Here is a 22,730-nt window from a genome sequence, read left to right on the forward strand (position 1 = left end):
GGCTCGCTCTACAATGGCAGGATCCGACACAATCCATCCATTTCCCGCCATGCGCATCGGCCTCCTGCTCTACCCGAATTGCCTGCCTGCCGGCTTGTTTGCCGCGATGGACTTGCTGCACGCCGCCAACCTGCGGGCCGGCAAGCCGCTGTTTGAACCGGTCTTTGTCGCCGCCCGCGCCGGCAAGGTCGAATGCGCACACGCCCAGCACCTGCACGCCGCGATAGCGCTGGAAGAAGCGGCAGTCGATGCTTTGCTGGTGCCAGGCTTCTGGGGCCAGTCCCTGGGCCAGGCCGCGCGCACCCTGGACGCCAGCGCAGGCCTCGTCGCCGCGCTTGCCGCGCTGCCGCGTCGCGTGCAGCTGTGGGCCTACTGCACCGGCGTATGCCTCGCCGCCGCAACGGGCCGGCTGGACAGGCAAACGGCAACCCTCACCTGGTGGCTCGCCGATTACGCCACAACAAGCTTCCCCAAGGTGCGCTGGCAATTCGAGCGCACGCTGGCAGTTAACGAGCGTACCGCCACCGCATCGGGCGTCAACGGCCATCTGCCCATCATTCAGTCACTGATTGAGGCCAAGCTAGGCAAGGAAGCCTATCGTGAACTGGCAAGGTTGATGGTGTTGCCGCGACCGGAGGAAAGAACCCACCACACCTTTCACATGCTCGACCTGATCGAGCAACAGGACGCCATGCTGCGCAAGCTGCACCTGGCCGTCGAGAGACTGCCGGCCAGCGAAGCCTCCGTGGCGCGTGTAGCGGCCGAGATGCATACCACGGAAAGGACGCTCGCCCGCAAAGTGCTGGCAGCGAGCGACATGCCGGCTGCTGCCTACATCCGCCGCATCAAGTTGCGGCAAGTAAGCGAGCGCCTGATTTACACCAAGGCATCCGCCAGCACGATCAGCATCGAGCTAGGCTTCAGCAGCGACTCAGGCATGCGGCGCATGTTCAAAGACCTCACCGCCCTCACCCCGACCCAATACCGAACTAGCTTCAGCAGACTTTTTATTTGCGAGCGAGCTGGCTGAGATCGCGCACGGCGCCGCGGTCGGCGGAGGTGGTCAGCGCGGCGTAGGCTTGCAGGGCTTGCGAGACGTAGCGCTCGCGATCCACCGGTTTCCAGGCGTCGGCGCCGCGAGCTTCCATTGCGGCGCGGCGCTGTGCCAGCGTCTCCGGCGTCACGCGCAGGTTGATGGTGCGCGCCGGGATGTCGATGTCGATCATGTCGCCCTCTTCCACCAGGCCGATCGCGCCGCCTTCGGCCGCTTCCGGCGAGGCATGGCCGATCACCAGGCCAGACGAGCCGCCGGAGAAGCGGCCGTCGGTGAACAGCGCGCATGCCTTGCCCAGGCCTTTCGACTTGATGTACGAGGTCGGGTACAGCATTTCCTGCATGCCCGGGCCGCCTTTCGGGCCTTCGTAGCGGATGATGACCACGTCGCCTTCATGCACGGTGTCGCCCAGGATGCCTTCCACCGCAGCGTCCTGGCTTTCGAACACGCGTGCCTTGCCGCTGAATTTCAGGATCGATTCATCCACGCCGGCGGTCTTCACGATGCAGCCCTTTTCGGCGATGTTCCCGTACAGGACCGCCAGGCCGCCGTCCTTCGAATAAGCGTGCTCCAGGTCGCGGATGCAGCCGCTGCTGCGGTCCAGGTCCGAGGAGGCATAGCGTTCGGATTGCGAGAACGCCACCTGGGTCGGGACCCCGCCCGGTGCGGCGCGGAACAGCTGGTGCACGGCAGCGTCGTCGCTGCGCTTGATGTCATATTTTTCGATGGCGTCGCCCATGGTCGGGCTGTGCACGGTGTGCTGGGTGGTGTCCAGCAGGCCGGCGCGCGCAAGTTCGCCGAGGATGGAGATGATGCCGCCGGCGCGATGCACGTCTTCGATGTGGAACTTGTCGGTCATCGGCGCAACCTTGCACAGGCATGGCACCTTGCGCGAGATGCGGTCGATGTCGGCCATGGTGAACGGCACGCCCGCTTCGTGCGCGGCTGCCAGCAGGTGCAGCACGGTGTTGGTGGAACCGCCCATGGAGACGTCCAGCGCCATCGCGTTCTCGAACGCCTCCTTGGTGGCGATGGAGCGCGGCAGCACGCTGTAGTCATCCTGTTCGTAGTGGCGCTTGGTGATTTCCACGATCAGGCGGCCGGCGCGCAGGAACAGTTCCTTGCGGTCGCTGTGAGTGGCGACGATGGTGCCATTGCCCGGCAGGGACAGGCCCAGCGCTTCGGTCAGGCAGTTCATCGAGTTGGCGGTGAACATGCCGGAGCAGGAACCGCAGGTCGGGCAGGCCGAACGCTCGATTTCCGCCACGTCGGCATCGGATACGGTGCGGTCGCCGGCCTTGATCATGGCGTCGACCAGGTCCAGCTTGATGATCTTTTCGCCGCCGTTGACAGCCTTGATCACCTTGCCCGCTTCCATCGGGCCGCCGGAGACGAAGACTGCAGGGATATTCAGGCGCATGGCGGCCATCAGCATGCCCGGGGTGATCTTGTCGCAGTTCGAGATGCACACCATGGCGTCGGCGCAGTGGGCGTTGACCATGTATTCGACGGAGTCGGCGATCAGGTCGCGCGAGGGCAGCGAGTACAGCATGCCGCCGTGGCCCATGGCGATGCCGTCGTCAACGGCGATGGTGTTGAATTCCTTGGCAACGCCTCCCGCTGCTTCGATCTCGCGTGCAACCAGCTGGCCCAGGTCTTTCAGGTGCACGTGGCCCGGTACGAATTGGGTGAAGGAATTGACCACGGCGATGATCGGCTTATTGAAATCGCCATCTTTCATGCCGGTGGCACGCCACAGGGCGCGCGCGCCTGCCATATTGCGGCCTTGGGTGGTGGTGTAGGAACGGTATTGCGGCATGGTGGGGTCTCCTCAGTAAGAGTCTAAGGTTGCCTTGCCCCTGTCGAGTTGTCAAATATATGATAATCACTGCTGTGATATGCTTTGCGAATGAATATCGAACTTCGCCAGCTGCGCTATTTCGCCACGGTCGCCGAGGAGCTGCATTTCGGCCGCGCCGCGCGCCGGCTCCACATGACGCAACCGCCGCTGTCGCAGACCATCATGGCGCTGGAGGAGATGCTGGGCGCACCGCTGTTCGAGCGCAACCGGCGCGGCGTGGCGCTGACCGCGGCCGGCGAAGCCCTGCTGCCTGAGGCGCGCCGCATGCTCGAACAGTCTGCCGCCCTGCCGGCGCTGGTGCAGCGCGCGGCCAGCGGCGCCAGCGGGCGCCTGTCGCTGGCTTTCGTGTCGTCCGCCGACTACAGCGTGCTGCCGCCGACATTGCAGGCCTACCGTGCTGAATTCCCGCTGGTGGAGATCACGCTGAAGGAGGCCACCTCCGACCTGCAACTGGACGATCTGCTGGAAGGCCGCGTCGATGCAGGCCTGCTGATCCCGCCCCTGCCCGACCGTGCGCGCCAGGAACTCGACTACCTGCCCGTCCTGAGCGAACCGCTGGTGCTGGCCGCACCTGCGGGACTGCCTGCACTGGCGCGGGCGCGTACCGCCAACTTGCGCAGGCTGGCAGGCCTGCCCCTGATCATTTTCCCGCGCCATATCTCGCCCGGCCTGTACGATGCCATCCTGTCCGTGTTCCGCGAGGCAGGCATTACCGCCGAGGCGGGGCAGGAAGCGATCCAGATGCAGACCATCGTCAGCCTGGTATCGGCTGGCATGGGTATCGCACTTGTGCCACAATCCGTGTCGAATTTGCGCCGGCCAGGCGTGGAATACCTGCCCCTGGTCCAGAGCACGCCGCTGGTGGAAACCGGCCTGGCCTGGCGGCGCGACAATGCCTCGCCCGTGCTGCGCGGCTTTTTGGAATTGATGAGAAAGAGAATCTGAATGCCCTTAATGCATCCAATGCCCGATCCGGTCGCCGTCCACCTGGGTCCTGTGGCGATCCACTGGTATGGCCTGATGTACGTGCTGGCCTTTGCCATGTTTATCGCCTTGGGCCGCGTGCGCATCAAGCAGCCGCACATTGCCGCGCAAGGCTGGACCAAGGAAGACCTGGACGACATCCTGTTCTACGGAATGCTGGGCGTCATTGTTGGCGGCCGCCTGGGCGAAGTGTTCTTCTACCAGCCGGAAATGCTGCTGACGCCGCTGCGCATCTTCAAAGTGTGGGAAGGCGGCATGAGCTTCCACGGCGGCTTCCTCGGCGTATTGATCGGCATGGCGCTGTGGGGGCGCAAACGCAAGCGCAACCTGCTGGACGTGTATGACTTCATCGCGCCGCTGGTGCCGCTCGGTTATGCCGCCGGCCGCATGGGCAATTTCATCAACGCCGAACTGCCGGGGCGCATTGTCAGCGATCCGAACCTGCCATGGGCGATGATCTACCCGAACGTAGGCCCAATGCCGCGCCACCCCTCGGCCATCTACCAGATGCTGGTCGACGGCATCCTGGTGTTCTGCATCCTGTGGCCGTTCGCGCGCAAGGCCCGCCCTCGCCTGGCGGTCGGTGCGCTGTACGTGCTGCTGTATGGCTGCGCGCGTTTCTTCACCGAGTGGTTCCGCACGCCGGACTGGGAAATCACCGTGGCCGGCCTGCCGATCACTTCCGGTCAGATGCTGTCGCTGCCGATGATCATCGGCGCCATCATCATGCTGGTATGGGCCTACCGCTCAAACCAGCCCGATCGCGCCGGCCAGCGCGCCTAAGGCAATCAGCCACAAGGGATTCAGCTTGGTCGCATAGGCCGCCGCCGCGGCGGCCAGCGCCAGCACGATGCCGCGCCATCCGGCGCCGGCCACGCTCAGGAAAGTCCAGGCGGCGCCGGCCAGCATGCCGGCCGCCAGCGGCGCCAGCGCATCGCGCAGCGCGCCGGCCCAGCGCCCCTCCCCGCCGCCGTGGCGGTTGATCACCGTCCCCAGCGCCAGCACCAGGCAAGACGATGGCACGATTGCCGCCAGGGTAACCACGACGGCGCCCAGCCAGCCCTTGATCATCCAGCCGATCAGCGTGACGAACAGCAGGTTCGGGCCGGGCGCTGCTTGCGCCAGGGCGTACATGGCGGCGAACTGTTCATCGGTCAGCCAATGGTTCTGCACGGAGACGTAATGGTGCACGTCCGGCGCGACCAGCACCACGCCGCCGCCGATTGCCGTCAGCGACAGCACGGCAAGGTGCCATGCCAGCCCGCCCAGTTTGACGTCATCGCTCATGGTTTCCTCCAGACGAAGGCAAACAGCAGGAAGCCGATCGGCACCAGCGTGGCAACCACCGTGATGAGTCCGACCTTGGCTACCCCCAGGCCGATGAAAGCCGCCACCAGCAGCGCGACCTGTACCGCACGGCGGGCCGGCAGCGCAGAGCCGCGCAACATGCCGACCGCCAGCTTGAGCGCAGTCGCGAGGATCAGCCCGGACGCCGCTGCCGCCATGCCGCGCATGGCGTTGATGAACAGCGGATGGTGCGCCAGCTCCTGGTAGGCCGCGCCTAGCGCGATCACGATGAAGAATGGGCCAAGCAGGAGACCGGCCAGCGCGGAAAAGCCGCCTGCCACGCCGGCGTAGCGCTGGCCGACCATGACGGACAGGTTGCAGATCGTGGGCCCGGGCAGCAGCTGCGCGATGCTGAGGAGCTGGCCAAATTCAGCGGCGGTCAGCCACTGCGTGCGTTCAACCAGGTGGCGGTAGGCAAAGGGCAACACGCCGCCAAAGCCCTGCATCGCCATGTGTGAGAAGACCTTGAACAGCGCCCAGCATCCGATCCGTGCATCCTGCATCGCAACCTCCAATCAGCCGGCACGTCCGGCTGCCGCCGGGGCGCCGCCACGCATGCGCTACGCGAACGCGTGATAGGACATATATCCCGCCAGTGCAAACAGCACCACGGCAAACACCCGCTTGAGCGCCGCCACATCCATCTTGTGCGCCATGCGCGCGCCGAGCGGCGCCATGGTCACGCTGGCAGCCACGATCACGGCCAGCGCCGGCAAATAGACAAAGCCCAGCGAATACTGCGGCAGGCCCGGCTCGGACCAGCCAAAGTAAATATTCGACAAGGTGCCCGACAGCGCGATCGGGAAGCCCAGCGCCGCGCTGGTCGCCACCGCCTGGTGAATACGCACGTTACACCAGGCCATGAACGGCACCGAGATAAAACCTCCGCCCGCACCGACCAGCCCCGCTAGCGTGCCGATCACTCCACCGGCAGCGAACATGCCCGCTGTGCCAGGCAAATCGCGCCCGGCGGAAGGCTTCCGGTTGCGCAGCATCTGCAGCGCTGAAAACGCGACGAATAGCGCAAACAGCAGCGACAACGCCGAAGTATTCATTTGCTTGCCGATCCAGGGCCCGATCCACGAACCGAGCACGATGCCCGGCGCCAGCAACGCCACGATGCGCCACTGCACGGCGCCATGCCGGTGGTGCGCGCGCACCGATGACAAGGAAGTAAACATGATCGTCGCCAGCGAAGTCGCAATCGCCATATGCACCACCAGCCCGGGCGCAAAGCCCTTGGCCGTGAAGATCATGGTGATGAAGGGCACCAGCACCATGCCGCCGCCAATCCCCAGCAAGCCCGCCGCGTATCCGCCGCCCGCCCCCATCAGGAGCAGGACGCCGACCAGACTCCAATCCATCAATCGCCCTTCAGCAGCGCCATCACATGCTTCCACTGGGCCGGCGTGACCGGCGTGATCGACAGGCGGCTGCCCTTTTGCAGCACCACCATGTCTTCGAGCTGCGGCAGCGTACGCATTTCCGCCAGGGACAGCAGGCGCGTCTTGCGCACGCCCTTCACGTCGACGGAAATCCAGCGCGGCTGCTCCTGCGTCGCCTTCGCATCGTAATAATGGCTCTTGGGATCGAACTGGGTCGCGTCGGGATAAGGCCCGCTGGCCACTTCCGCGATGCCGGCAATACCGGGCTCGGGACAGGAGGAATGGTAGAACAGGACACCGTCGCCAACTTTCATCGCATCGCGCATGAAATTGCGGGCCTGGTAATTGCGCACGCCGAACCACGGCACCGTCTTGCCCTTGGCAGACATCACATCATCGATGCTCACTTCGTCGGGCTCAGACTTCATCATCCAGTATTGCATGGCTCTCCTCTGGGCGTAAAAAAACGGTTGCGCACCCTTGGGTGCTGGCAACCGCTTTTATGGAATGAGGCCCCGCCTGTGCCGTTATGCCGGCATCCCGAACCTTACGGTTCAAGGTGGTTGCAGTTAGTTCAACTTCGGGTTCATCAGACTAGTGACGCTCACGCCCGTCGAACAAATTTCCGCAACCGATGCGTGTAAATGGTTCAAGGAATATATGGCAAATCTCGAACACCGCAGGGTGACACGAAGTTTACTCCTCAAACGTTTTGCGGGAAAGGCCTTTAAGACAATTTTTGGGAATTAGAAGAGATTCTCTTGCGGGGTCAGCGCGTTGTCGAGCACCTTGTGCATGGCGCCCAGCTTCTCCTGCACTTCCAGCATCGACGGGCCGCCGTTGGCAGTTTTCGATGCCAGGAATTCCGCCGCCATGCCCAGCGCCGCCATCACGGCGATGCGGTCATTGCCCTTGACTTTGCCGGCGTCGCGGATGGCACTCATCTTTTTGTCGAGCAGGTTGGCCGCTTCGCGCAGCGCGCGTTCTTCATCGGCCTTGCATGCCAGCTTGTAGGGCTGGCCCATGATGGTCACGTCGACATGGATCATTGCGCATCCTCAGGAGTGTCTGCTTCGGCAGCGGGGATTTTGTCCAGCAGCGCCATCACGCGGGCATGCGCTTCGCCCAGGCGGCGTTGGTATTCAAGATTATCGGCTACCAGGGCTGCATTTGCCTGGCGCAACTGAGCGTTCTCACGGCGCAAGGTGTGCGCGAGTTCCGCCAGGCGGTCGATTTTATCGGAAAGTTCTTGGAAGTCTGCGATCATCCCGAAACTATATGGCCGTACGGTTGCACGGTCAACTTGGTGTTAAACATTCTTACGATTGTAGCTCATTTGAAAGGATGGCCCGCAATCTTGCGCGCCGCCGCTGCGATGTCGATGCACACGTCCTTGAATGCGCCGCCGATGTCGGCCAGGTCATTGCCTAGCTCCCTGAACCAGATGCCAAGGCTCATGATCCGTCTCCCGTGATTGAACCCCGCCATTACACCAAACGAAAATGACAGCTGGCCCACGCTTTGATTACAAAGCTGTAATCGAGCGCCGTTCGCATTGACGGCGCTTTGGCATTTCCTGACAATGCTGGGCATGAAAGCCCTACTGGTAGAAGACGAACAGCGGATCGCGAGCTTTGTATGCAGCGGATTGCGCGAACAAGGCATCCTGGTGGACCATTGCGAAGATGGGAACCAGGGCTATGACTACGCGCTGTCACGCCAGTACGACATCATCCTGCTCGACATCATGGTGCCGGGCCGCGACGGCCTGGCGATCCTGAAAGCCCTGCGCCGCGACGGCCGCGATACGCCGGTGATCCTGCTCACCGCGCGCAATGAACTGGACGACCGGCTGGAAGGCCTGAACCTGGGCGCCGACGATTACCTGGCCAAGCCGTTCTATGTGGAAGAACTGATTGCCCGCATCCACGCCCTGCTGCGCCGCGTGAGCGGCGAGCGGCAGAACGTGCTGACCGCCGGCCCGCTCAAGCTGGACCGCCTGTCGCGCGTGGCGGAACTCGATGGCCGCGAAGTAGAACTGACCAGCCGCGAATTCAACCTGATGGAATACCTGATGCGCGCCCCGGGCCGGGTGTATACCCGCACCCAGATCCTCGAGCATGTTTGGGGCTACGATTTCGACCCGCAAACCAATATGGTCGACGTCTGCATCCAGCGCCTGCGCAAGAAGCTGGCCTTGCCCGAACACGTAGCCATCGAAGCAGTGCGCGGCGTCGGCTACCGCCTGCGCAAGCCCGACGGCGAAGCATGACGCCGTCGCACCGCCCCTTCATCCGTTCGTACCGGCTGCGGGTGGCGCTGACGACCGGCGGCCTGGTCACGGCGGTGGTGGCCGTGCTGTTTGTCGCCGCCGCCCTGACCTTGCTAAACCGGCGCGCAGCCATCATCGACCGCGTCATGCTGGCCCAACTGGCCGGGCCGGGCTTCGGCGCTTCGCCGGTCCCGCTCTGGAATGCCATCGACGCCCACCTGAACGCCAGCTTCAGCGGCTTTGCGCCGGAAGGAGACGACGAGAAATTCGCCATCCTGCGCGCGGCGGACGATGCGCGCGGCGTGATTTACCAAAGCCCCAACTGGCCCGCTTCGCTGCTGGTGCCGGAAGCGAACGACAGGCAGCTGCGCACTTACTACGGCGGCGGCAGCCAATGGCGCATCGGCCAGGTCCGGCGCGGCAGCGTGCTGGTGCAGATGGGCGTCAACACCACCCTGTCGGAAGCGCAGCTGGCCGTGTCGATCAAGCGCTTCGGCGCATTCGTGGTCGTGCTGTGCCTGATCGTATGCGGCGTGGCCTGGTACCTGGCCGGGCGCGCCATGCGTCCGATCGAGCACCTGAGCAGCGTGATGGAGCGCATTCGCGCCAGCGATTTGCGCCAGCGCGTGGCGGCCGACGAGGAGGTGCAGGAGTTCGAGCGCCTGGTCACGGTGTTCAACGACATGCTGGACCGGCTCGAGCGCAGCTTCCTGCAGTCGGCCCGCTTCTCCGGCGACGCCGCGCACGAACTGCGCACGCCGGTCTCGATCCTGCAGGGCGAGCTGGAACGGGCCTTCGAACGCGCCGCCGCCTATCCGGAACTGGAACAGTCGCTGGCCGACATGCTGGACGAAGTGCGCCGTCTCGACAACGTGGTGCGCAAGCTGCTGATGCTGTCGCGCGCGGACGCCGGCCAGCTCCAGATACCGATGCAGGCGCTCGACCTGGTGCCGGTCCTGCGCGAACTGGCCGACGACCTGGACCTGATGGCGCCCGAGCGCCCGCTGCGGCTTGACATGCCGCCGCGCATGCAGGCGCAAGGCGATGCGGACCTGCTGCGCCAGGTACTGCAAAACCTGGTCAGCAATGCCGTCAAATACGGCGTGCCGCAAGGCTGGATCGCCATCACCGGCCGCCGCACCGCCAGCGGCTGGCAGATCGACGTGGCCAACGCCTCCGCCGGCATCGCCATCGAGCAGCGCGACCGCCTGTTCGACCGCTTCTACCGCGCCGGCCATGCCTACAACCGCCGCGTGGCCGGCGTGGGACTGGGCCTGGCCCTGGCGCGCGAGATCGCCCGCGCCCACGGCGGCGAACTGCGCCTGTCCGACTGCACCTCCAGCGAGGTGACGTTCAGCCTGTCCCTGCCTGCAAGCGCAAGCGACAACTGACTAGCATTTCAGGCATATCAAGCTCCCAAGAAATATAGCCGTCCGGAAATACCAAACACCCTTCGTTCATAGAGAGGACGTGCCGGCACGCCCTTCCCGCGCACGCTTGCATGAGCTCCCGTTGCGACAGCAAGCTGAACTTGTCATTATTTATTTACGAAAAGACCACAAATTCTGACAAGTTTTGCTGGGAGGGACTATGCAGTACAAGCAGGTCGAACGGGTCGACGCTGCGCTGGACGCAACACGCACCGACGACCCCTTTCGCGATGACCGCTTGCTGGCGGAAATGCAGGACATCGTCACCGGGGAGAACACCTTCGGCATCAGATTAGTCGACACGCCCGAAGGGCGTAGCAAGGCTAGCATGCTGATCCACAAGATGTACGCCTGGCGTGGCCTGGAGGGCACCCATGCACTGACCGATGACCCGAACCGCGTCACGCTCATGGCGCACAACCGCGACGAAGCAGTCGGCACGCTGACCCTGGGGCTGGACAGCCCATCCGGCATCCTGGCCGACCAGCTGTTCCGCGCCGAGATCGACGCCTTCCGGGCGCGCGGCAAACGTGTCTGCGAATTCATCAAGCTGGCCTTCGACATGGGGCCAAAATCGAAGAGCTACCTGGCAGCGCTGATCCACCTGGCCGTCATGTATGCCTACGACATCCACCGCTACGACGTGCTGTTCATCGAAGTCACGCCGCGCCATCGCCAGTTCTACCAGCGCATGCTCGGCTTTCGCCAGCTTGGCGAAGAGGTCGTCAATCCGCGCGTCAACGTGCGCGGGGTGCTGATGCACATCGAACTGTCGTACATGAAGGAGCAGATCCGCCTCCATGGCGGACAGCCCGATTCCGAGGAACGTTCCTTCTATCCCCTGTTCTTCTCGCAGCATGAAGAAGCGGGAATCATCAACCGCCTGCGGGAACAGGAATAATCGCCATGGCCGAATCCAACACCGAACGCCGCTTCGATTACGAGCAAGCCTTCTCGCGCAATATCGGCTGGGTCACCGAAGCGGAGCAGCAGGCACTGCGCAACAAATGCGTGGCGATCGCCGGCGTCGGCGGCGTGGGCGGCGTGCATTTGCTGGCCTTGGCGCGCATGGGCGTGGGCGCCTTCCACCTGGCCGACTTCGACACCTTCGACATCCCCAACTTCAACCGCCAGGCCGGCGCCTTCATGTCGACGCTGGGCCAGCCCAAGGTGGAGGTGATGGCGCGCATGGCGCGCGACATCAACCCCGAAGTCAAGATCCGCACCTTTCCGCAGGGCGTCAACCAGGGCAACCTGCGCGATTTCCTGCAGGGGGCGGACGTGTATGTCGACGGGCTCGACTTCTTCGCCTTCGAGGCGCGCAAGCAGACCTATGCCATGTGCGAGGCGCTGGGCGTGCCGGCCACTTGCGCGGCGCCGCTGGGCATGAGCGTGGCGGGCCTGAACTTCGTGCCGGGCGGGACGACCTTCGAAGAGTACTTCGGCTGGGGCGACCTGCCGGAGCTGGACATGGCAATCCGCTTCCTGGTCGGCCTAGCGCCGGCCGCCCTGCATCGCAGCTACCTGGTGCCGGGCGGTATCAACCTGGCGGAGCGGCGCGGCGCCTCGACCTCGATGGCTTGCCAGCTTTGCTCGGGCGTGGCCGCCACCCAGGCCGTCAAGATGATGCTCAAGCGCGGCAAGATCCTGGCCGCACCGCATGGCTTCCAGTACGACGCCTATCGCGACAAATTCGTCTACACCTGGCGACCGGGCGGCAATAGCCATCCCCTGAACTGGCTAGCAATTCAGTTAGCCAAGCGCAAATTCTCGGCAATGCTTGCCGCGCAGTCGAAATAAATGCAGTTTAATTTTAAATTAATACTCACGCCGAGCGCGGCATAAAAAGTCACACAAAATATCAAAACATGCGAATGCTCACCAAATATATCATCCAAGTCATTGAATTTGCTACTTAATCTTGAGAAGCTACATGTCGGAATATTTTACAGAGCAGGCCGCGCAGCGCAAACAACATGGTTTGAAAGTTAATACTAAGTTTTTGTTTTTCGGCCGCATTTTAAATGTGGCATATGTATTGCTTTGATAAAGATCATGACCTGAACAAATTTAATGCTCAGTCATCCCAAAACTGGTGCTTTATCCTCTCAACGGAGAAATGTAATGAAGATTCTCACACCTAGCGTTCGCGGCCTGGCCGCCAGCATGCTGCTAGCGTTTGGCGCTCTGGCAACTGGCAGCGCTGCCGCTGCACCCTCCTTCCAGGTGGACCCAACGGGACTGGCACCTGCCGGCAACATCTTCACCGCCGACGCCATCAACGGCGTGTCGTCCGCGCGCGTGGCCTATACCGGCGTGGGCAACAATTACGTGTCCAACGGCTACATCGTGTTCAGCGGCTTTTCGCTGAATTCGAACAACGTGTCGACTACGGATACCCGCGTCAACTTCGACTATGGCTTGTATGCCACGTTCCACCAGGACTTCTCTTGCAGCGGCATTCTTGGCCCGGGCGTTTCCTGCACCCCGACCGCGCTGTCGCTGCAGCTGTGGGCCGACGTCGGCAACGACAACACCTATAACCAGGCCGTGGTCGGAACCGATCCGTCCATTAACTTTGCCGGCGCCCAGACCCAGCTGGCCTGGTCCGACTTTGCCTACAATGGCGTAGGCGGCATCGACAACCTCGGCGGCGTGTTCCAGAACGTCACCATGAGCTGGTTCCTGACCGCGGAAGGCAAAGCCTACTTCTTCGACCCGGATCCGTTCTACACTGCCTCGTTCGCAGCATTCAACAACACCACGCAAGGCGTCGATTGCGATACCGTGGATTGCACCAACGCCCTCGACATTGCCATCACGCAGGAAGGCGGTATCCTCGATTTTGTCGCCCCCGTCCCTGAACCGGGCGTGCTGGGGTTGCTCGGCATCGGCCTGCTCGGCATGGCCGGCGTGCATCGCCGCAAACAGCATTGATCTGCGTGCGTGACCATGATGGGACCGGCGACGGTCCCATTTTTCTTTTATAACTGCCCCGCTTTACCCCCTCCCCGCCACTCGCGCGCCATGCCGTTGCATCTCTGGCATGATTGATATCAATTCAACGCTTGACCAAGCGCAAAGAAATTCCCTTGAAAAGGGAAAGTGTCGTCCCTATAATTGTTGGCACTCGTTAGCCGAGAGTGCTAACAACTGTCAATAAACCGAGTAAAAGGAGTTTTGTATGAACCTTCGCCCTTTGCATGACCGCGTCATCGTCAAACGCCTGGACCAGGAAACCAAGACCGCGTCCGGCCTGATCATCCCTGATGCAGCCGCTGAAAAGCCGGACCAGGGTGAAGTGCTGGCAGTTGGCAACGGCAAAGTTGCTGACAACGGCACCGTGCGTGCTCTGGAAGTGAAAGTGGGCGACCGCGTTCTGTTCGGCAAATACGCCGGCCAAGCCGTCAAGGTAGACGGCCAGGAACTGCTGGTAATGCGCGAAGAAGACATCATGGCCGTGGTACAGAAGTAATCACAGCCCCCTAGATACAGAATTCAGGAGAAACAAACATGGCAGCTAAAGAAGTCATTTTCGGCGATTCCGCACGTTCCAAGATGGTCGAAGGCGTGAACATCCTCGCCAACGCAGTGAAAGTCACCCTGGGCCCGAAAGGCCGCAACGTGGTGCTGGAGCGCTCCTTCGGCGCCCCAACCGTCACCAAGGACGGCGTTTCGGTCGCCAAAGAGATCGAACTGAAAGACAAGCTGATGAACATGGGCGCGCAGATGGTCAAGGAAGTCGCTTCCAAGACCTCCGACAACGCCGGTGACGGTACCACCACCGCAACCGTGCTGGCCCAGGCCATCGTCCGCGAAGGCATGAAATACGTTGCCGCCGGCATGAACCCGATGGACCTGAAGCGCGGCATCGACAAGGCAGTTGCTGCCACCGTCGAACAGCTGAAGTCCATCTCCAAGCCATGCACCACCTCCAAGGAAATCGCCCAGGTTGGCGCGATCTCCGCCAACTCCGACGCATCGATCGGCGAGCGCATCTCCGAAGCGATGGAAAAAGTGGGCAAGGAAGGCGTCATCACCGTTGAAGACGGCAAGTCCCTGCACGACGAGCTGGACATCGTGGAAGGCATGCAGTTCGACCGCGGCTACCTGTCCCCATACTTCATCAACAACCAGGAAAAGCAAGTTGCCGTCCTGGAGAACCCATTCGTCCTGCTGTGCGACAAGAAGATCTCCAACATCCGCGACCTGCTGCCAGTACTGGAGCAAGTAGCAAAAGCCGGCCGTCCACTGCTGATCATCGCTGAAGACATCGAAGGCGAAGCACTGGCGACCCTGGTGGTCAACAACATCCGCGGCATCCTGAAGACCTGCGCAGTGAAAGCTCCTGGCTTCGGCGACCGTCGCAAGGCCATGCTGGAAGACATCGCCATCCTGACCGGCGGCCAGGTAGTGGCTGAAGAAGTCGGCCTGACCCTGGAAAAAGCCACCCTGGCAGAACTGGGCCAAGCCAAGCGCATCGAAGTGGGCAAGGAAAACACCATTGTCATCGACGGCGCAGGCGAAGCTTCGGCCATCGAAGGCCGCGTGGCACAGATCCGCACCCAGATCGAAGGCGCGACCTCCGACTACGACCGCGAAAAACTGCAAGAGCGCGTGGCCAAGCTGGCCGGCGGCGTTGCCGTGATCAAGGTTGGCGCAGCCACCGAAGTCGAGATGAAAGAGAAGAAGGCCCGCGTTGAAGACGCACTGCACGCAACCCGCGCAGCTGTGGAAGAAGGCATTGTGCCAGGCGGCGGCGTAGCCCTGCTGCGTGCCCGCGCTTCGCTGAACGTGAAAGGCGACAACGCCGACCAGGACGCAGGCATCAAGATCGTGCTGCGCGCAATGGAAGAGCCACTGCGCATGATCGTCACCAACGCCGGCGAAGAAGCTTCGGTGGTTGTGAACGCCGTCCAAGCCGGCACCGGCAACTACGGCTACAACGCTGCCAACGGCACCTACGGCGACATGGTTGAAATGGGCGTGCTGGACCCAGCCAAGGTAACCCGTTCCGCTCTGCAGAACGCAGCCTCCATCGCTGGCCTGATGCTGACCACCGACTGCATGGTTGCCGAAGTCGTAGAAGACAAGCCAGCCGGCGGCATGGGTGGCATGGGCGGTATGGGCGGTATGGGTGGCATGGACGGCATGATGTAATCGCCGACAGCCTCACAGCTGACTAAAAAGCCTGCAAGGTTTGCGCCTTGCAGGCTTTTTCTTCATTGAGATACATCATTTCCCCTATGCGCAAAAAGAAGCCGGCAAATAACCGTGCTACAATCACAATAACTTTTACGCAACCTTCATTTAATTTCGACAATATGAAGAAACTTCTGACCGCCCTCCTGTTTGTCGTCGCAGGCACCGCCTATGCGGGCCCGATGGAATTGATCACCAATGGCAGCTTTGAAAAGAACGGCGTCGCCGCTGGTTCCTGGACCATCAAGTCCGCGCTGGACGGATGGAGCGTCGGCTCAAAAGGCGTTGAAGTGCGCAATAACGTGGCCGGTACGGCCCAGGACGGCGGCAACTTCCTGGAACTGGATTCCTCGGTCAATAGCTGGATCAGCCAGACCATCGACACCGTCGCCGGCGGCAGGTACAACCTGTCTTTCTACTACGCCCCGCGCGAACACACATCGGCCGCCACCAACGGCATCGACGTGCTGTGGAACGGCAATCTGCTGAAGCACGTCGAGCAAGACAACTTCACCTCGAAGACCAATTGGTTCAAGATTGAGTTGTCGATGTTTGCCGTCGGCAGCCTGTCGAACCTGAGCTTCCAGGCTTCCGGCATCAGCGACAGCATCGGCGGTTCGCTCGATAACGTCTCGCTGAAAGCCGTACCGGAGCCTGCAACCATCGCCTCGATGCTGCTCGGCCTGGGCATGATGGGCCTTGCCCTGCGCCGCCGCAAGCAGTAAGCGTCCACTCTGCGTATCCCGAAAGCCTGCCTGGTTCACGCCTCGCAGGCTTTTTAATTCTGTTAGTATTGGCGCACTTTCACCGCATGGTCGTGCCAAGCAATGTCTTCCTCCCGTAAATCCGCCATCGCCGGCGCCGTTGCCGGCCTGCTCCTTGCAGGTATCGGTGCCTGGTATGCAAGCAATCACAACATCCATGCAACTGCTGCGCCGATGGCCGCTGCGGCGCCTGTGGCCATGCCAGCAGCGAAAGCAAACCTGAGCCGCGACCAGGCGGTTGAAAAACTGATGGCGCTGCCGGAGCTGAAACGGCTGGCGGACGCCATCGAAAAGCGCAGCGGCGGCGAGCGCCATGGTGCGCTGCTTGAAACCGATCCGGCGCCGCGCGACGTGAACGGCAGCCCTTATTACCAGCTCATTTTCGTGGAGAACGGCGACGACATGGCGCAAGCCGTGGCCAGCTTTCTGGTCTCGCACGTGAACGGCGATATCCTGGTTGAAGACGATATCAGCGGCGAGCTGATGTCGCTCGATCAATGGCGCAAAGGCTTGAAGGACTAGACCATGTACACCCTCTATTACGGCAAAGGTGCAGCCAGCCTGGCGATCCACGCGGCGCTGAAAGAGATCGGCGTGCCTTACGAACTGGTGGCAATCGACCTTGAAGCGGGCCAGCAGCGCAGTCCTGAATACCTGCGCATCAACCCGCAAGGCAAGGTGCCTACCCTCCTCATCGACGGCAAGCCCTTCGCCGAATCGGCGGCCCTGATGCTGATGCTGGCCGAACGCCACCCGCAATCGAACCTGGCGCCGCCTGCCGGCTCGCTGGCACGGGCCGAATGGTACGAGTTGATGGTGACGCTGGCGAACAGCCTGGGCAACAATTTCCGCCTGTGGTTCTACCCGTCCGACCTTGGAAGCACGAATGACGACAGCGCGCTGCGCAGCGCAATCCGGCAGCGGATTGAAGCGACGTGGGCCACGCTCGATGCCCGCCTGGCCGATAATGGCCCTTACCTGCTGGGCGAAACGTTTTCCGGCGCGGACCTGATGCTGACCATGTACATGCGCTGGTCGCGCAACATGCCGCGTCCTGCAACTGCCTGGCCGGCATTGCAACAATATGCCGACATGATGCGCGCGCGCCCAAGCTGGCGCCACATTACGGAAGTTGAAGCATTAACTGGATGGTAAAGATGTTCAAGAAGTTGTTTGCGGCGTTCAGCGCCAAGTCAAAAGTCCGCGCTGACGCGCCGTACGGCACGGAAGAGTTAAACACCGTGCACAAGATGCTGTTCGCCGACGATGCCGGCCAGCTCTTTGGCGAAGCTCCCGACGCGCGCGTGGTGCAAGCCATCGCACAGGACGCAAGCGAAGAATCGCGCGTGCGGCTGCTGGCTGCGCACTGGCTGCGCGCCAACGGCCATGCCCCGGCCGCGCCGGAAGTGCTGGGCGTGGTGATTGAAGTGCCGCTGGACGGCAGCATGGACACCCTGGCCGCCTACGCCGACGGGCGCGTGCGCTACATCAACCAGACCGGGCGCACCGCCGTTTTCGAAGGCGCGCCGGCCGACGTGGCGGCGCAGGCGAAAGTGCTGGTCGCAAGCGCCATCCCGGCCTTCATCAAGGCTTCGCCGCAAAGACCGGTGTATGCGCCGGGCCCGGGCCAGTTGCGCTTCACCTTCCTGTCGCAGGACGGCAATCGCGTCACCGACGGCTTCTTCAGCGACGTCGTGCGCGATGAACTGGCCAAGCCCGTGCTCGAGCAAGGCCAGCGGCTGCTGGACCTGGTGGTCAAGCAGGGGAACGCGCAGTAAGCGGGACGTGCGCGCTCTGCACGCGCCCGATCCACCATACCGAGAACACGATAAGCACCGAGGCAATGACGCCGATGGTGCCGTATCCCAGCAAGCGCCCTGTCGCATCGGTATGCACCAATAGGCCGCCGGCAAAGGCGCCAATCCCCGTTCCCATCTGCTGGACCGCCGCGTTCGCGCTGAGGAAAGCGCCGCGCCGCTGCGGCTCGGGGATGGTGGTCAGCAGCGCCTGCAACGGCACGAAGCGGCCCGACATGGCGACCATGAAGAATGGGAAGAACAGCATGATCGCCAGCAGCGGGATGTGCGGCATATGCGTCATGAACAGCGTCGGCGCAATCGAGAACAGCGCCACCCAGCGGAATACGCGTTGCTTGCCGGCCCGGTCGGACCAGCCGCCAATCAGGCGTGAGCTGAACAGGGTCGCAATGCCGCCGCACAGGTAGACGTAGCTGATCTGCGCCGGTTCGATGCCCAGGTTCCCGACCAGCATGGGCGAAATGAAGGGAATCACCATCATGCCGCTGACTGTCACCACAAAGCACAGCAGGAAACCGCGCAAGTGGGCGCCCACCGTGAACAGGCCAAACAGCTCGGGCAGCACGCGCGCCAGCGGCACCGGCGCGTTCGCCAGGTGCGCAGTCATCGCAGGCAGGGTGCGCGCAGCGACCAGCCACACGACCATCGACAGTACTACCAGCAGATAGAACGGCGACTGCCAGCCGAAGTGCGCGCCAAGCATGACGCCGATCGGCACGCCCGCGATCGCGGCCATGCTGAAGGAAGTCATCACGACGCCGGTGGCGGCGCCGCGGCGTTCCTGCGGAATCAGGTCGGCGATGATGGACATGCTGATCGCCCCCAGCACGCCGCCGGTCATGCCGGCAAAAGCTCGCGACAGCACCAGCACGTGGAAATTCGGCGCCAGGGCGCAGGCCAGGTTCGACAGGTTGAACAGCATGAACACGGTCAGTTGCAGCTTCTTGCGGTCAAAGCGGTCGGCATAGGTTGCCGCCAGCAGGCCGGAAAGCCCGGCGCACCAGGCGTAGGCCGATACAGCGCCGGAAACCTGGGCGGCGCTGATGGTGAATGCCTTCATCAATTGCGGAGCAAGCGGCATCATGACCATGAAGTCCATGATGACGGTGAATTGTATGAACGCCAGCAGCCACAGGACTGTGCGTTCGCGTTGCGGAGTGAGTGTCTGGGTCATCAGCTGAGTTGGTTAATGTCGTTGATGGCGCGCTTGAGGATAGCGCGAATTGCGTCGACGTGCTCGCGGCTGGCACGCGGGCCGCGGCCGCGGGTGATGACGGCGTCTTTCAGGGCATGCATCAGGGTGCGCAAATCCCCCCCGTCTTCCCCCCTCGCGTTTTCCACCAGGCGCGCCATGTAGGCGTCCACCATATTGCGGTTCTCGTCGAGGAACTGCTGCCCTTCCGGCAAGACCGAATACAGCTTCTTGTTGCCATCCTTGACGATGTCCACATGGCCCATGTCGGCCATCATCGACAGCAGCGGGTAGATCGCGCCCGGGCTGGGCGAGTAGCTGCCGCCGGTCAGCGTTTCCAGTTCCTTGATGATTTCGTAGCCGTGGCGCGGCTTGTCGGCGATCAGTTGCAGCACGACGTAGCGCATGGCGCCAGCGTCAAACATCTTCGGCCCGCGGCCGCCGCCGCGCTGGTGATGGTGGTGTTCATGGTGCAGCCGGTGGTGGCCGCGGAAAAAATGGAACATGGCTTTCTCCCGGAAAGTTAAGATATATCTCATTAAGACATATCTTAACTCATTTTTTGCAAAATGCAAGAAGCTTGAATGTTAAATCCCGCATGGAAGCCAACCGGCGTGCGCCCCACAATGGCCTCACTTAGGGGAGATAGGATGGAAAACCATAAACAACACGGCGTATTGCCAGGGCGCCTGGTCATGCTCGGCTTCGGCAGCATCGGCCAGGCCGTGGTGCCCTTGCTGTTTCGGCATTTCGGGCTGGAGCCGTCCCAGCTCACCGTCGTGTCGCGCGGCCCGGACAAGAGCGGCGTCGCCGAGGAATATGGCATCGACTACCAGGCTACGCCGCTGCAGGAGGGGAGTCTCGAGAGCATCCTCGATCCCCTGCTGCGCAAGGGCGACTTCCTGCTAAATCTTTCAGTCGACGTGTCGAGCCTGGACCTGATCCGCTATTGCTGGCGGCGTGGCGTCCTTTATCTCGACACATGCACGGAACCGTGGAAGGGGTTTTACGATGACGAAGACCTATCGTTGTCGCAGCGTTCGAACTACGCGCTGCGCGAGGCAGTGCTGGCCTTCCGCCTCGACAAGCGCCACGGCGCGACAGCCGTGGTGACGCAAGGCGCCAATCCGGGCCTGGCCTCCGTGCTCGTCAAACAGGCGCTGATGAATATGGCGCGCGACCAGCGCCTCGAAGTGGCGCGCCCCGACTGCTACGAAGACTGGGCCAGGCTGGCGCACCAGCTGGATATCAAAGTAATCCACATCGCCGAACGCGACACGCAAGTCTCCAGCCGCCGCAAGGCGCGCGACGAATTCGTCAACACCTGGTCGGTGGACGGCTTCGTCAGCGAGGGCTTGCAGCCGGCGGAGCTGGGCTGGGGCAGCCATGAGAAGCATTGGCCGGCCGACGCCGCCCGCCACGGCTACGGCAGCGACGCCGCCATTTATCTGAAGCGCCCCGGCATTGCCACCCGCGTGCGAAGCTGGACGCCGCTCGAGGGGCCTTATCACGGCTTCCTCGTCACGCACGCCGAGTCGATTTCGATCGCCGACCACCTGACGCTGCGAGAAAACAATGAAGTGGTATACCGCCCTACCGTGCACTATGCCTACCATCCCTGCGACGACGCAGTGCTGTCGCTGCACGAAGTGGCCGGCAAGAACTGGCAGCAGCAAAGCGAACAGCGCATCATCGGCAAGGAAATCGAAAGCGGGATGGACGAACTGGGCGTGCTCCTGATGGGTAATTCGAAAGGCGCCTACTGGTTCGGTTCGCGCCTGGACATCGAACAGGCGCGCGAACTGGCGCCGCACAACTCGGCGACTTCGCTGCAGGTGGTGGCGGGCATCCTGGGCGGCATGGCATGGGCCCTGCGCAATCCCGATTGCGGCGTGGTGGAGCCGGACGACATCGACGACCAGCTGGTCATGGAAATCGCCGCGCCCTACCTGGGCGAGCTGGTTGGCGTATATAGCGACTGGACGCCTCTCAAGGAGCGCAGCGGCCTGTTCGACGAGCCGCGCGACCTGGAGGATCCCTGGCAGTTCCTGAACTTCCGCGTCACCTGATATGGGCACGCTGCTGCGCAAAGAACTGGGCGTCATCGAGAACTCATACTATGAGGCGAGCGTGCAGCGCGCCGCTGCCCTGCCCCCGTTGGCAGGCAGCACCAGCGCGGACGTCTGCGTGATTGGCGGCGGCCTGGCCGGGCTGTCCGCCGCACTGGAGCTGGCGGAACGCGGCTATTCCGTGGTCTTGCTGGAAGCGCAGCGCCTGGGCTGGGGCGCGTCGGGCCGCAATGGCGGGCAGGTATTGCCCGGCTTCGGCAACGACGGCGAGTCCGCCATCGAGCGCCAGTTGCCGCGCGAGGACGCGCGCCGCGCATGGGACGCCTCGGTGGCAGGCGTGCAGCTGCTGCGCAAGCGCATCGACAAGTACAGCATCGATTGCGACTACAAGCCCGGCGCACTCAGCCTGGCCGTCAAGCCGGGCAAGATGCGCGCGCTTGAAGCCTGGGGGCGGCATGTGGAAAAAGCCTACGCTTATCCGCTGCACTGGATTTCGCCGCACGAGATCGGCCGATGGATCGACAGCCCGCGCTTCCATGCCGGCGTGGCCGACATGGGCGGCGGGCATGTGCATCCGCTCAAGTACACCCTGGGTCTTGGGCGCGCGGCGATGGCAGCCGGCGTGCGCATCTTCGAGGATTCCCCGGTATTCCTGCTGGAGCGCGGCAATACGCCGCTTGTGCACACCGCCCAGGGACAGGTGGCCGCGCGCTTTGTTGTGCTGGGCGCGAACGTCTATCTCGCCGAGTATGGCAACCTGGTGCCGCAGGTGAGTGCGCGCATCATGCCGGTGGGGACGTATATCGTCGCCACTGAAGCACTCAGCAAGGAACATGCAGACAGCCTGCTGCCGCGCCGCAGTGCCGTGTCGGACACCAACTTCGTACTGGATTACTTCCGCTTCAGCGCCGACCACCGGCTGCTGTTCGGCGCCGGCGACAGCTACAGCGCCAAGACGCCGGCCAACCTGGTCGAACGCATCCGGCGCCGCATGGTCGCCGTGTTTCCGCAACTGGCGGACGTGGGCATCGATTACGCGTGGGGCGGCTTCATCGACATCAGCATGAACCGCGCCCCGGACCTGGGGCGGATCGGCCACAACATCTATTACATGCAAGGCTTCTCAGGCCACGGCTTGGCCTTCACCGGCATGGCCGGCCTGCTGGTGGCGGAAGCGATTGCAGGACAGGCCGAGCGCTTCGACATCTTCGCGCGCATCAAGCACGCCCCCTTCCCCGGCGGCACGCTGCTGCGCACGCCGGCGCTGGTCTTGGGCATGCTCTACTTCCAGATGCGAGATCTATTTTGAAAGTCGGGGTCAGGTCTGGCAATCCGCCAAAATGGCGGATTGCC

The 22,730-nt window shown here is 62.7% G+C and carries 26 protein-coding genes and 1 other RNA gene; 16 read left to right on the forward strand and 11 right to left on the reverse strand.

From position 1 onward, the window contains the following. Positions 1–13: 13 nt before the first annotated feature. The gene (locus tag ACN9M3_RS25795; protein ID WP_426319043.1) at positions 14–1,030 is read left to right on the forward strand and encodes a GlxA family transcriptional regulator; all 1,017 of its coding nucleotides are present in this window, start codon (positions 14–16) and stop codon (positions 1,028–1,030) included. Here ACN9M3_RS25795 and ilvD read toward each other — a convergent pair. Continuing rightward, entirely contained in the window at positions 1,008–2,873 is a 1,866-nt protein-coding gene (gene ilvD, locus ACN9M3_RS25800; protein ID WP_426319044.1) for a dihydroxy-acid dehydratase, read from the reverse strand. The two genes, ACN9M3_RS25795 and ilvD, sit on opposite strands and share 23 nt — an antisense overlap. A 90-nt stretch (positions 2,874–2,963) precedes the next feature. Between ilvD and ACN9M3_RS25805 the strand changes: the two genes are divergently transcribed. Then, on the forward strand, positions 2,964–3,860 hold the full coding sequence (locus tag ACN9M3_RS25805; RefSeq protein ID WP_426319045.1) for a LysR family transcriptional regulator: 897 nt from the start codon (positions 2,964–2,966) through the stop codon (positions 3,858–3,860). Continuing rightward, a complete protein-coding gene (lgt, locus tag ACN9M3_RS25810) occupies positions 3,861–4,682 on the forward strand; it encodes a prolipoprotein diacylglyceryl transferase (protein ID WP_426319046.1) in 822 nt (273 codons plus the stop codon). Here lgt and ACN9M3_RS25815 read toward each other — a convergent pair. The 8 genes from ACN9M3_RS25815 to ACN9M3_RS25850 all read right to left on the reverse strand — a co-directional run bounded on the left by ACN9M3_RS25815 (position 4,647) and on the right by ACN9M3_RS25850 (position 8,089). Next, a complete protein-coding gene (locus ACN9M3_RS25815; RefSeq protein WP_426164100.1) occupies positions 4,647–5,186 on the reverse strand; it encodes a chromate transporter in 540 nt (179 codons plus the stop codon). The genes lgt and ACN9M3_RS25815 overlap by 36 nt on opposite strands. Further along, on the reverse strand, positions 5,183–5,749 hold the full coding sequence (locus ACN9M3_RS25820) for a chromate transporter (protein WP_426164102.1): 567 nt from the start codon (positions 5,747–5,749) through the stop codon (positions 5,183–5,185). The genes ACN9M3_RS25815 and ACN9M3_RS25820 overlap by 4 nt, the downstream gene beginning before the upstream one ends. A 57-nt stretch (positions 5,750–5,806) precedes the next feature. After that, on the reverse strand, positions 5,807–6,610 hold the full coding sequence (locus tag ACN9M3_RS25825) for a sulfite exporter TauE/SafE family protein (protein WP_426164104.1): 804 nt from the start codon (positions 6,608–6,610) through the stop codon (positions 5,807–5,809). Continuing rightward, complete coding sequence (locus ACN9M3_RS25830; RefSeq protein WP_426319047.1) at positions 6,610–7,074, reverse strand: EVE domain-containing protein; 465 nt, start codon at positions 7,072–7,074, stop codon at positions 6,610–6,612. The genes ACN9M3_RS25825 and ACN9M3_RS25830 overlap by 1 nt, the downstream gene beginning before the upstream one ends. A gap of 65 nt (positions 7,075–7,139) precedes the next feature. Next, positions 7,140–7,320: non-coding RNA, 6S RNA (ssrS, locus tag ACN9M3_RS25835), on the reverse strand. A 57-nt stretch (positions 7,321–7,377) separates the two neighbouring features. Next, complete coding sequence (locus tag ACN9M3_RS25840) at positions 7,378–7,680, reverse strand: cell division protein ZapA (protein WP_057260583.1); 303 nt, start codon at positions 7,678–7,680, stop codon at positions 7,378–7,380. Beyond that, positions 7,677–7,898, reverse strand: coding sequence for a hypothetical protein (locus ACN9M3_RS25845; RefSeq protein ID WP_426164108.1), 222 nt, complete (start codon positions 7,896–7,898; stop codon positions 7,677–7,679). Before ACN9M3_RS25845 ends, ACN9M3_RS25840 begins: the two co-directional genes overlap by 4 nt. Before the next feature lie 65 nt (positions 7,899–7,963). Continuing rightward, positions 7,964–8,089 carry a hypothetical protein gene (locus ACN9M3_RS25850; RefSeq protein ID WP_426164111.1) on the reverse strand — a complete coding sequence of 42 codons (126 nt, stop codon included), beginning with the start codon at positions 8,087–8,089 and terminating at the stop codon, positions 7,964–7,966. A 133-nt stretch (positions 8,090–8,222) separates the two neighbouring features. On the opposite strand from ACN9M3_RS25850, the gene ACN9M3_RS25855 reads away from it, so the two are divergent. The 11 genes from ACN9M3_RS25855 (at position 8,223) to ACN9M3_RS25905 (ending at position 18,077) form a co-directional block, all read left to right on the forward strand. After that, positions 8,223–8,903 (forward strand): response regulator transcription factor, encoded by a 681-nt coding sequence (locus ACN9M3_RS25855; RefSeq protein ID WP_426164113.1) that lies wholly within the window; start codon positions 8,223–8,225, stop codon positions 8,901–8,903. Further along, positions 8,900–10,294, forward strand: a complete 1,395-nt coding sequence (locus ACN9M3_RS25860) for a sensor histidine kinase (RefSeq protein ID WP_426319048.1) — start codon at positions 8,900–8,902, stop codon at positions 10,292–10,294. The genes ACN9M3_RS25855 and ACN9M3_RS25860 overlap by 4 nt, the downstream gene beginning before the upstream one ends. Positions 10,295–10,493: 199 nt before the next feature. Continuing rightward, positions 10,494–11,234: an N-acyl amino acid synthase FeeM domain-containing protein gene (locus tag ACN9M3_RS25865; protein ID WP_426164118.1), complete on the forward strand. Its 741-nt coding sequence runs from the start codon at positions 10,494–10,496 to the stop codon at positions 11,232–11,234. A 5-nt stretch (positions 11,235–11,239) separates the two neighbouring features. Continuing rightward, complete coding sequence (locus ACN9M3_RS25870) at positions 11,240–12,133, forward strand: ThiF family adenylyltransferase (RefSeq protein ID WP_426319049.1); 894 nt, start codon at positions 11,240–11,242, stop codon at positions 12,131–12,133. 324 nt (positions 12,134–12,457) lie between these two features. After that, on the forward strand, positions 12,458–13,270 hold the full coding sequence (gene pepA, locus ACN9M3_RS25875; protein WP_426319050.1) for a flocculation-associated PEP-CTERM protein PepA: 813 nt from the start codon (positions 12,458–12,460) through the stop codon (positions 13,268–13,270). 247 nt (positions 13,271–13,517) lie between these two features. Further along, positions 13,518–13,808 (forward strand): co-chaperone GroES, encoded by a 291-nt coding sequence (groES, locus tag ACN9M3_RS25880; RefSeq protein ID WP_028101749.1) that lies wholly within the window; start codon positions 13,518–13,520, stop codon positions 13,806–13,808. 38 nt (positions 13,809–13,846) lie between these two features. After that, complete coding sequence (gene groL / locus ACN9M3_RS25885; RefSeq protein ID WP_426164125.1) at positions 13,847–15,493, forward strand: chaperonin GroEL; 1,647 nt, start codon at positions 13,847–13,849, stop codon at positions 15,491–15,493. 164 nt (positions 15,494–15,657) lie between these two features. After that, positions 15,658–16,260 carry a PEP-CTERM sorting domain-containing protein gene (locus ACN9M3_RS25890; RefSeq protein ID WP_426319051.1) on the forward strand — a complete coding sequence of 201 codons (603 nt, stop codon included), beginning with the start codon at positions 15,658–15,660 and terminating at the stop codon, positions 16,258–16,260. Positions 16,261–16,362: 102 nt separating this feature from the next. Continuing rightward, positions 16,363–16,821, forward strand: coding sequence for a hypothetical protein (locus ACN9M3_RS25895; protein WP_426164131.1), 459 nt, complete (start codon positions 16,363–16,365; stop codon positions 16,819–16,821). Positions 16,822–16,824: 3 nt separating this feature from the next. After that, positions 16,825–17,454: a glutathione S-transferase family protein gene (locus tag ACN9M3_RS25900; protein WP_426164134.1), complete on the forward strand. Its 630-nt coding sequence runs from the start codon at positions 16,825–16,827 to the stop codon at positions 17,452–17,454. A gap of 2 nt (positions 17,455–17,456) precedes the next feature. After that, positions 17,457–18,077 (forward strand): hypothetical protein, encoded by a 621-nt coding sequence (locus ACN9M3_RS25905; RefSeq protein ID WP_426319052.1) that lies wholly within the window; start codon positions 17,457–17,459, stop codon positions 18,075–18,077. Here the strand turns inward: ACN9M3_RS25905 and ACN9M3_RS25910 are convergent. Then, positions 18,055–19,290 carry an MFS transporter gene (locus ACN9M3_RS25910; protein WP_426319053.1) on the reverse strand — a complete coding sequence of 412 codons (1,236 nt, stop codon included), beginning with the start codon at positions 19,288–19,290 and terminating at the stop codon, positions 18,055–18,057. The genes ACN9M3_RS25905 and ACN9M3_RS25910 overlap by 23 nt on opposite strands. Then, complete coding sequence (locus tag ACN9M3_RS25915) at positions 19,290–19,814, reverse strand: PadR family transcriptional regulator (protein WP_426164143.1); 525 nt, start codon at positions 19,812–19,814, stop codon at positions 19,290–19,292. The genes ACN9M3_RS25910 and ACN9M3_RS25915 overlap by 1 nt, the downstream gene beginning before the upstream one ends. A 144-nt stretch (positions 19,815–19,958) precedes the next feature. Between ACN9M3_RS25915 and ACN9M3_RS25920 the strand changes: the two genes are divergently transcribed. Together ACN9M3_RS25920 and ACN9M3_RS25925 are read left to right on the forward strand one after the other, a co-directional pair. Continuing rightward, the gene (locus ACN9M3_RS25920; protein WP_426319054.1) at positions 19,959–21,377 is read left to right on the forward strand and encodes a homospermidine synthase; all 1,419 of its coding nucleotides are present in this window, start codon (positions 19,959–19,961) and stop codon (positions 21,375–21,377) included. 1 nt (position 21,378) lies between these two features. Continuing rightward, on the forward strand, positions 21,379–22,686 hold the full coding sequence (locus tag ACN9M3_RS25925) for an NAD(P)/FAD-dependent oxidoreductase (RefSeq protein ID WP_426319055.1): 1,308 nt from the start codon (positions 21,379–21,381) through the stop codon (positions 22,684–22,686). Positions 22,687–22,730: the final 44 nt, after the last annotated feature.

This window comes from Pseudoduganella sp. R-43 (assembly GCF_049913255.1).
Taxonomy (GTDB): Bacteria; Pseudomonadota; Gammaproteobacteria; order Burkholderiales; family Burkholderiaceae_D; genus Rugamonas.

Excerpts from the sequence above, each read along its gene's own strand:
- ACN9M3_RS25795 (WP_426319043.1), top strand. The coding sequence starts at position 14 with ATGGCAGGATCCGACACAATCCATCCATTTCCCGCCATGCGCATCGGC.
- ilvD (WP_426319044.1), bottom strand. The coding sequence starts at position 2,873 with ATGCCGCAATACCGTTCCTACACCACCACCCAAGGCCGCAATATGGCA.
- ACN9M3_RS25805 (WP_426319045.1), top strand. The coding sequence starts at position 2,964 with ATGAATATCGAACTTCGCCAGCTGCGCTATTTCGCCACGGTCGCCGAG.
- lgt (WP_426319046.1), top strand. The coding sequence starts at position 3,861 with ATGCCCTTAATGCATCCAATGCCCGATCCGGTCGCCGTCCACCTGGGT.
- ACN9M3_RS25815 (WP_426164100.1), bottom strand. The coding sequence starts at position 5,186 with ATGAGCGATGACGTCAAACTGGGCGGGCTGGCATGGCACCTTGCCGTG.
- ACN9M3_RS25820 (WP_426164102.1), bottom strand. The coding sequence starts at position 5,749 with ATGCAGGATGCACGGATCGGATGCTGGGCGCTGTTCAAGGTCTTCTCA.
- ACN9M3_RS25825 (WP_426164104.1), bottom strand. The coding sequence starts at position 6,610 with ATGGATTGGAGTCTGGTCGGCGTCCTGCTCCTGATGGGGGCGGGCGGC.
- ACN9M3_RS25830 (WP_426319047.1), bottom strand. The coding sequence starts at position 7,074 with ATGCAATACTGGATGATGAAGTCTGAGCCCGACGAAGTGAGCATCGAT.
- ACN9M3_RS25840 (WP_057260583.1), bottom strand. The coding sequence starts at position 7,680 with ATGATCCATGTCGACGTGACCATCATGGGCCAGCCCTACAAGCTGGCA.
- ACN9M3_RS25845 (WP_426164108.1), bottom strand. The coding sequence starts at position 7,898 with ATGATCGCAGACTTCCAAGAACTTTCCGATAAAATCGACCGCCTGGCG.
- ACN9M3_RS25850 (WP_426164111.1), bottom strand. The coding sequence starts at position 8,089 with ATGAGCCTTGGCATCTGGTTCAGGGAGCTAGGCAATGACCTGGCCGAC.
- ACN9M3_RS25855 (WP_426164113.1), top strand. The coding sequence starts at position 8,223 with ATGAAAGCCCTACTGGTAGAAGACGAACAGCGGATCGCGAGCTTTGTA.
- ACN9M3_RS25860 (WP_426319048.1), top strand. The coding sequence starts at position 8,900 with ATGACGCCGTCGCACCGCCCCTTCATCCGTTCGTACCGGCTGCGGGTG.
- ACN9M3_RS25865 (WP_426164118.1), top strand. The coding sequence starts at position 10,494 with ATGCAGTACAAGCAGGTCGAACGGGTCGACGCTGCGCTGGACGCAACA.
- ACN9M3_RS25870 (WP_426319049.1), top strand. The coding sequence starts at position 11,240 with ATGGCCGAATCCAACACCGAACGCCGCTTCGATTACGAGCAAGCCTTC.
- pepA (WP_426319050.1), top strand. The coding sequence starts at position 12,458 with ATGAAGATTCTCACACCTAGCGTTCGCGGCCTGGCCGCCAGCATGCTG.
- groES (WP_028101749.1), top strand. The coding sequence starts at position 13,518 with ATGAACCTTCGCCCTTTGCATGACCGCGTCATCGTCAAACGCCTGGAC.
- groL (WP_426164125.1), top strand. The coding sequence starts at position 13,847 with ATGGCAGCTAAAGAAGTCATTTTCGGCGATTCCGCACGTTCCAAGATG.
- ACN9M3_RS25890 (WP_426319051.1), top strand. The coding sequence starts at position 15,658 with ATGAAGAAACTTCTGACCGCCCTCCTGTTTGTCGTCGCAGGCACCGCC.
- ACN9M3_RS25895 (WP_426164131.1), top strand. The coding sequence starts at position 16,363 with ATGTCTTCCTCCCGTAAATCCGCCATCGCCGGCGCCGTTGCCGGCCTG.
- ACN9M3_RS25900 (WP_426164134.1), top strand. The coding sequence starts at position 16,825 with ATGTACACCCTCTATTACGGCAAAGGTGCAGCCAGCCTGGCGATCCAC.
- ACN9M3_RS25905 (WP_426319052.1), top strand. The coding sequence starts at position 17,457 with ATGTTCAAGAAGTTGTTTGCGGCGTTCAGCGCCAAGTCAAAAGTCCGC.
- ACN9M3_RS25910 (WP_426319053.1), bottom strand. The coding sequence starts at position 19,290 with ATGACCCAGACACTCACTCCGCAACGCGAACGCACAGTCCTGTGGCTG.
- ACN9M3_RS25915 (WP_426164143.1), bottom strand. The coding sequence starts at position 19,814 with ATGTTCCATTTTTTCCGCGGCCACCACCGGCTGCACCATGAACACCAC.
- ACN9M3_RS25920 (WP_426319054.1), top strand. The coding sequence starts at position 19,959 with ATGGAAAACCATAAACAACACGGCGTATTGCCAGGGCGCCTGGTCATG.
- ACN9M3_RS25925 (WP_426319055.1), top strand. The coding sequence starts at position 21,379 with ATGGGCACGCTGCTGCGCAAAGAACTGGGCGTCATCGAGAACTCATAC.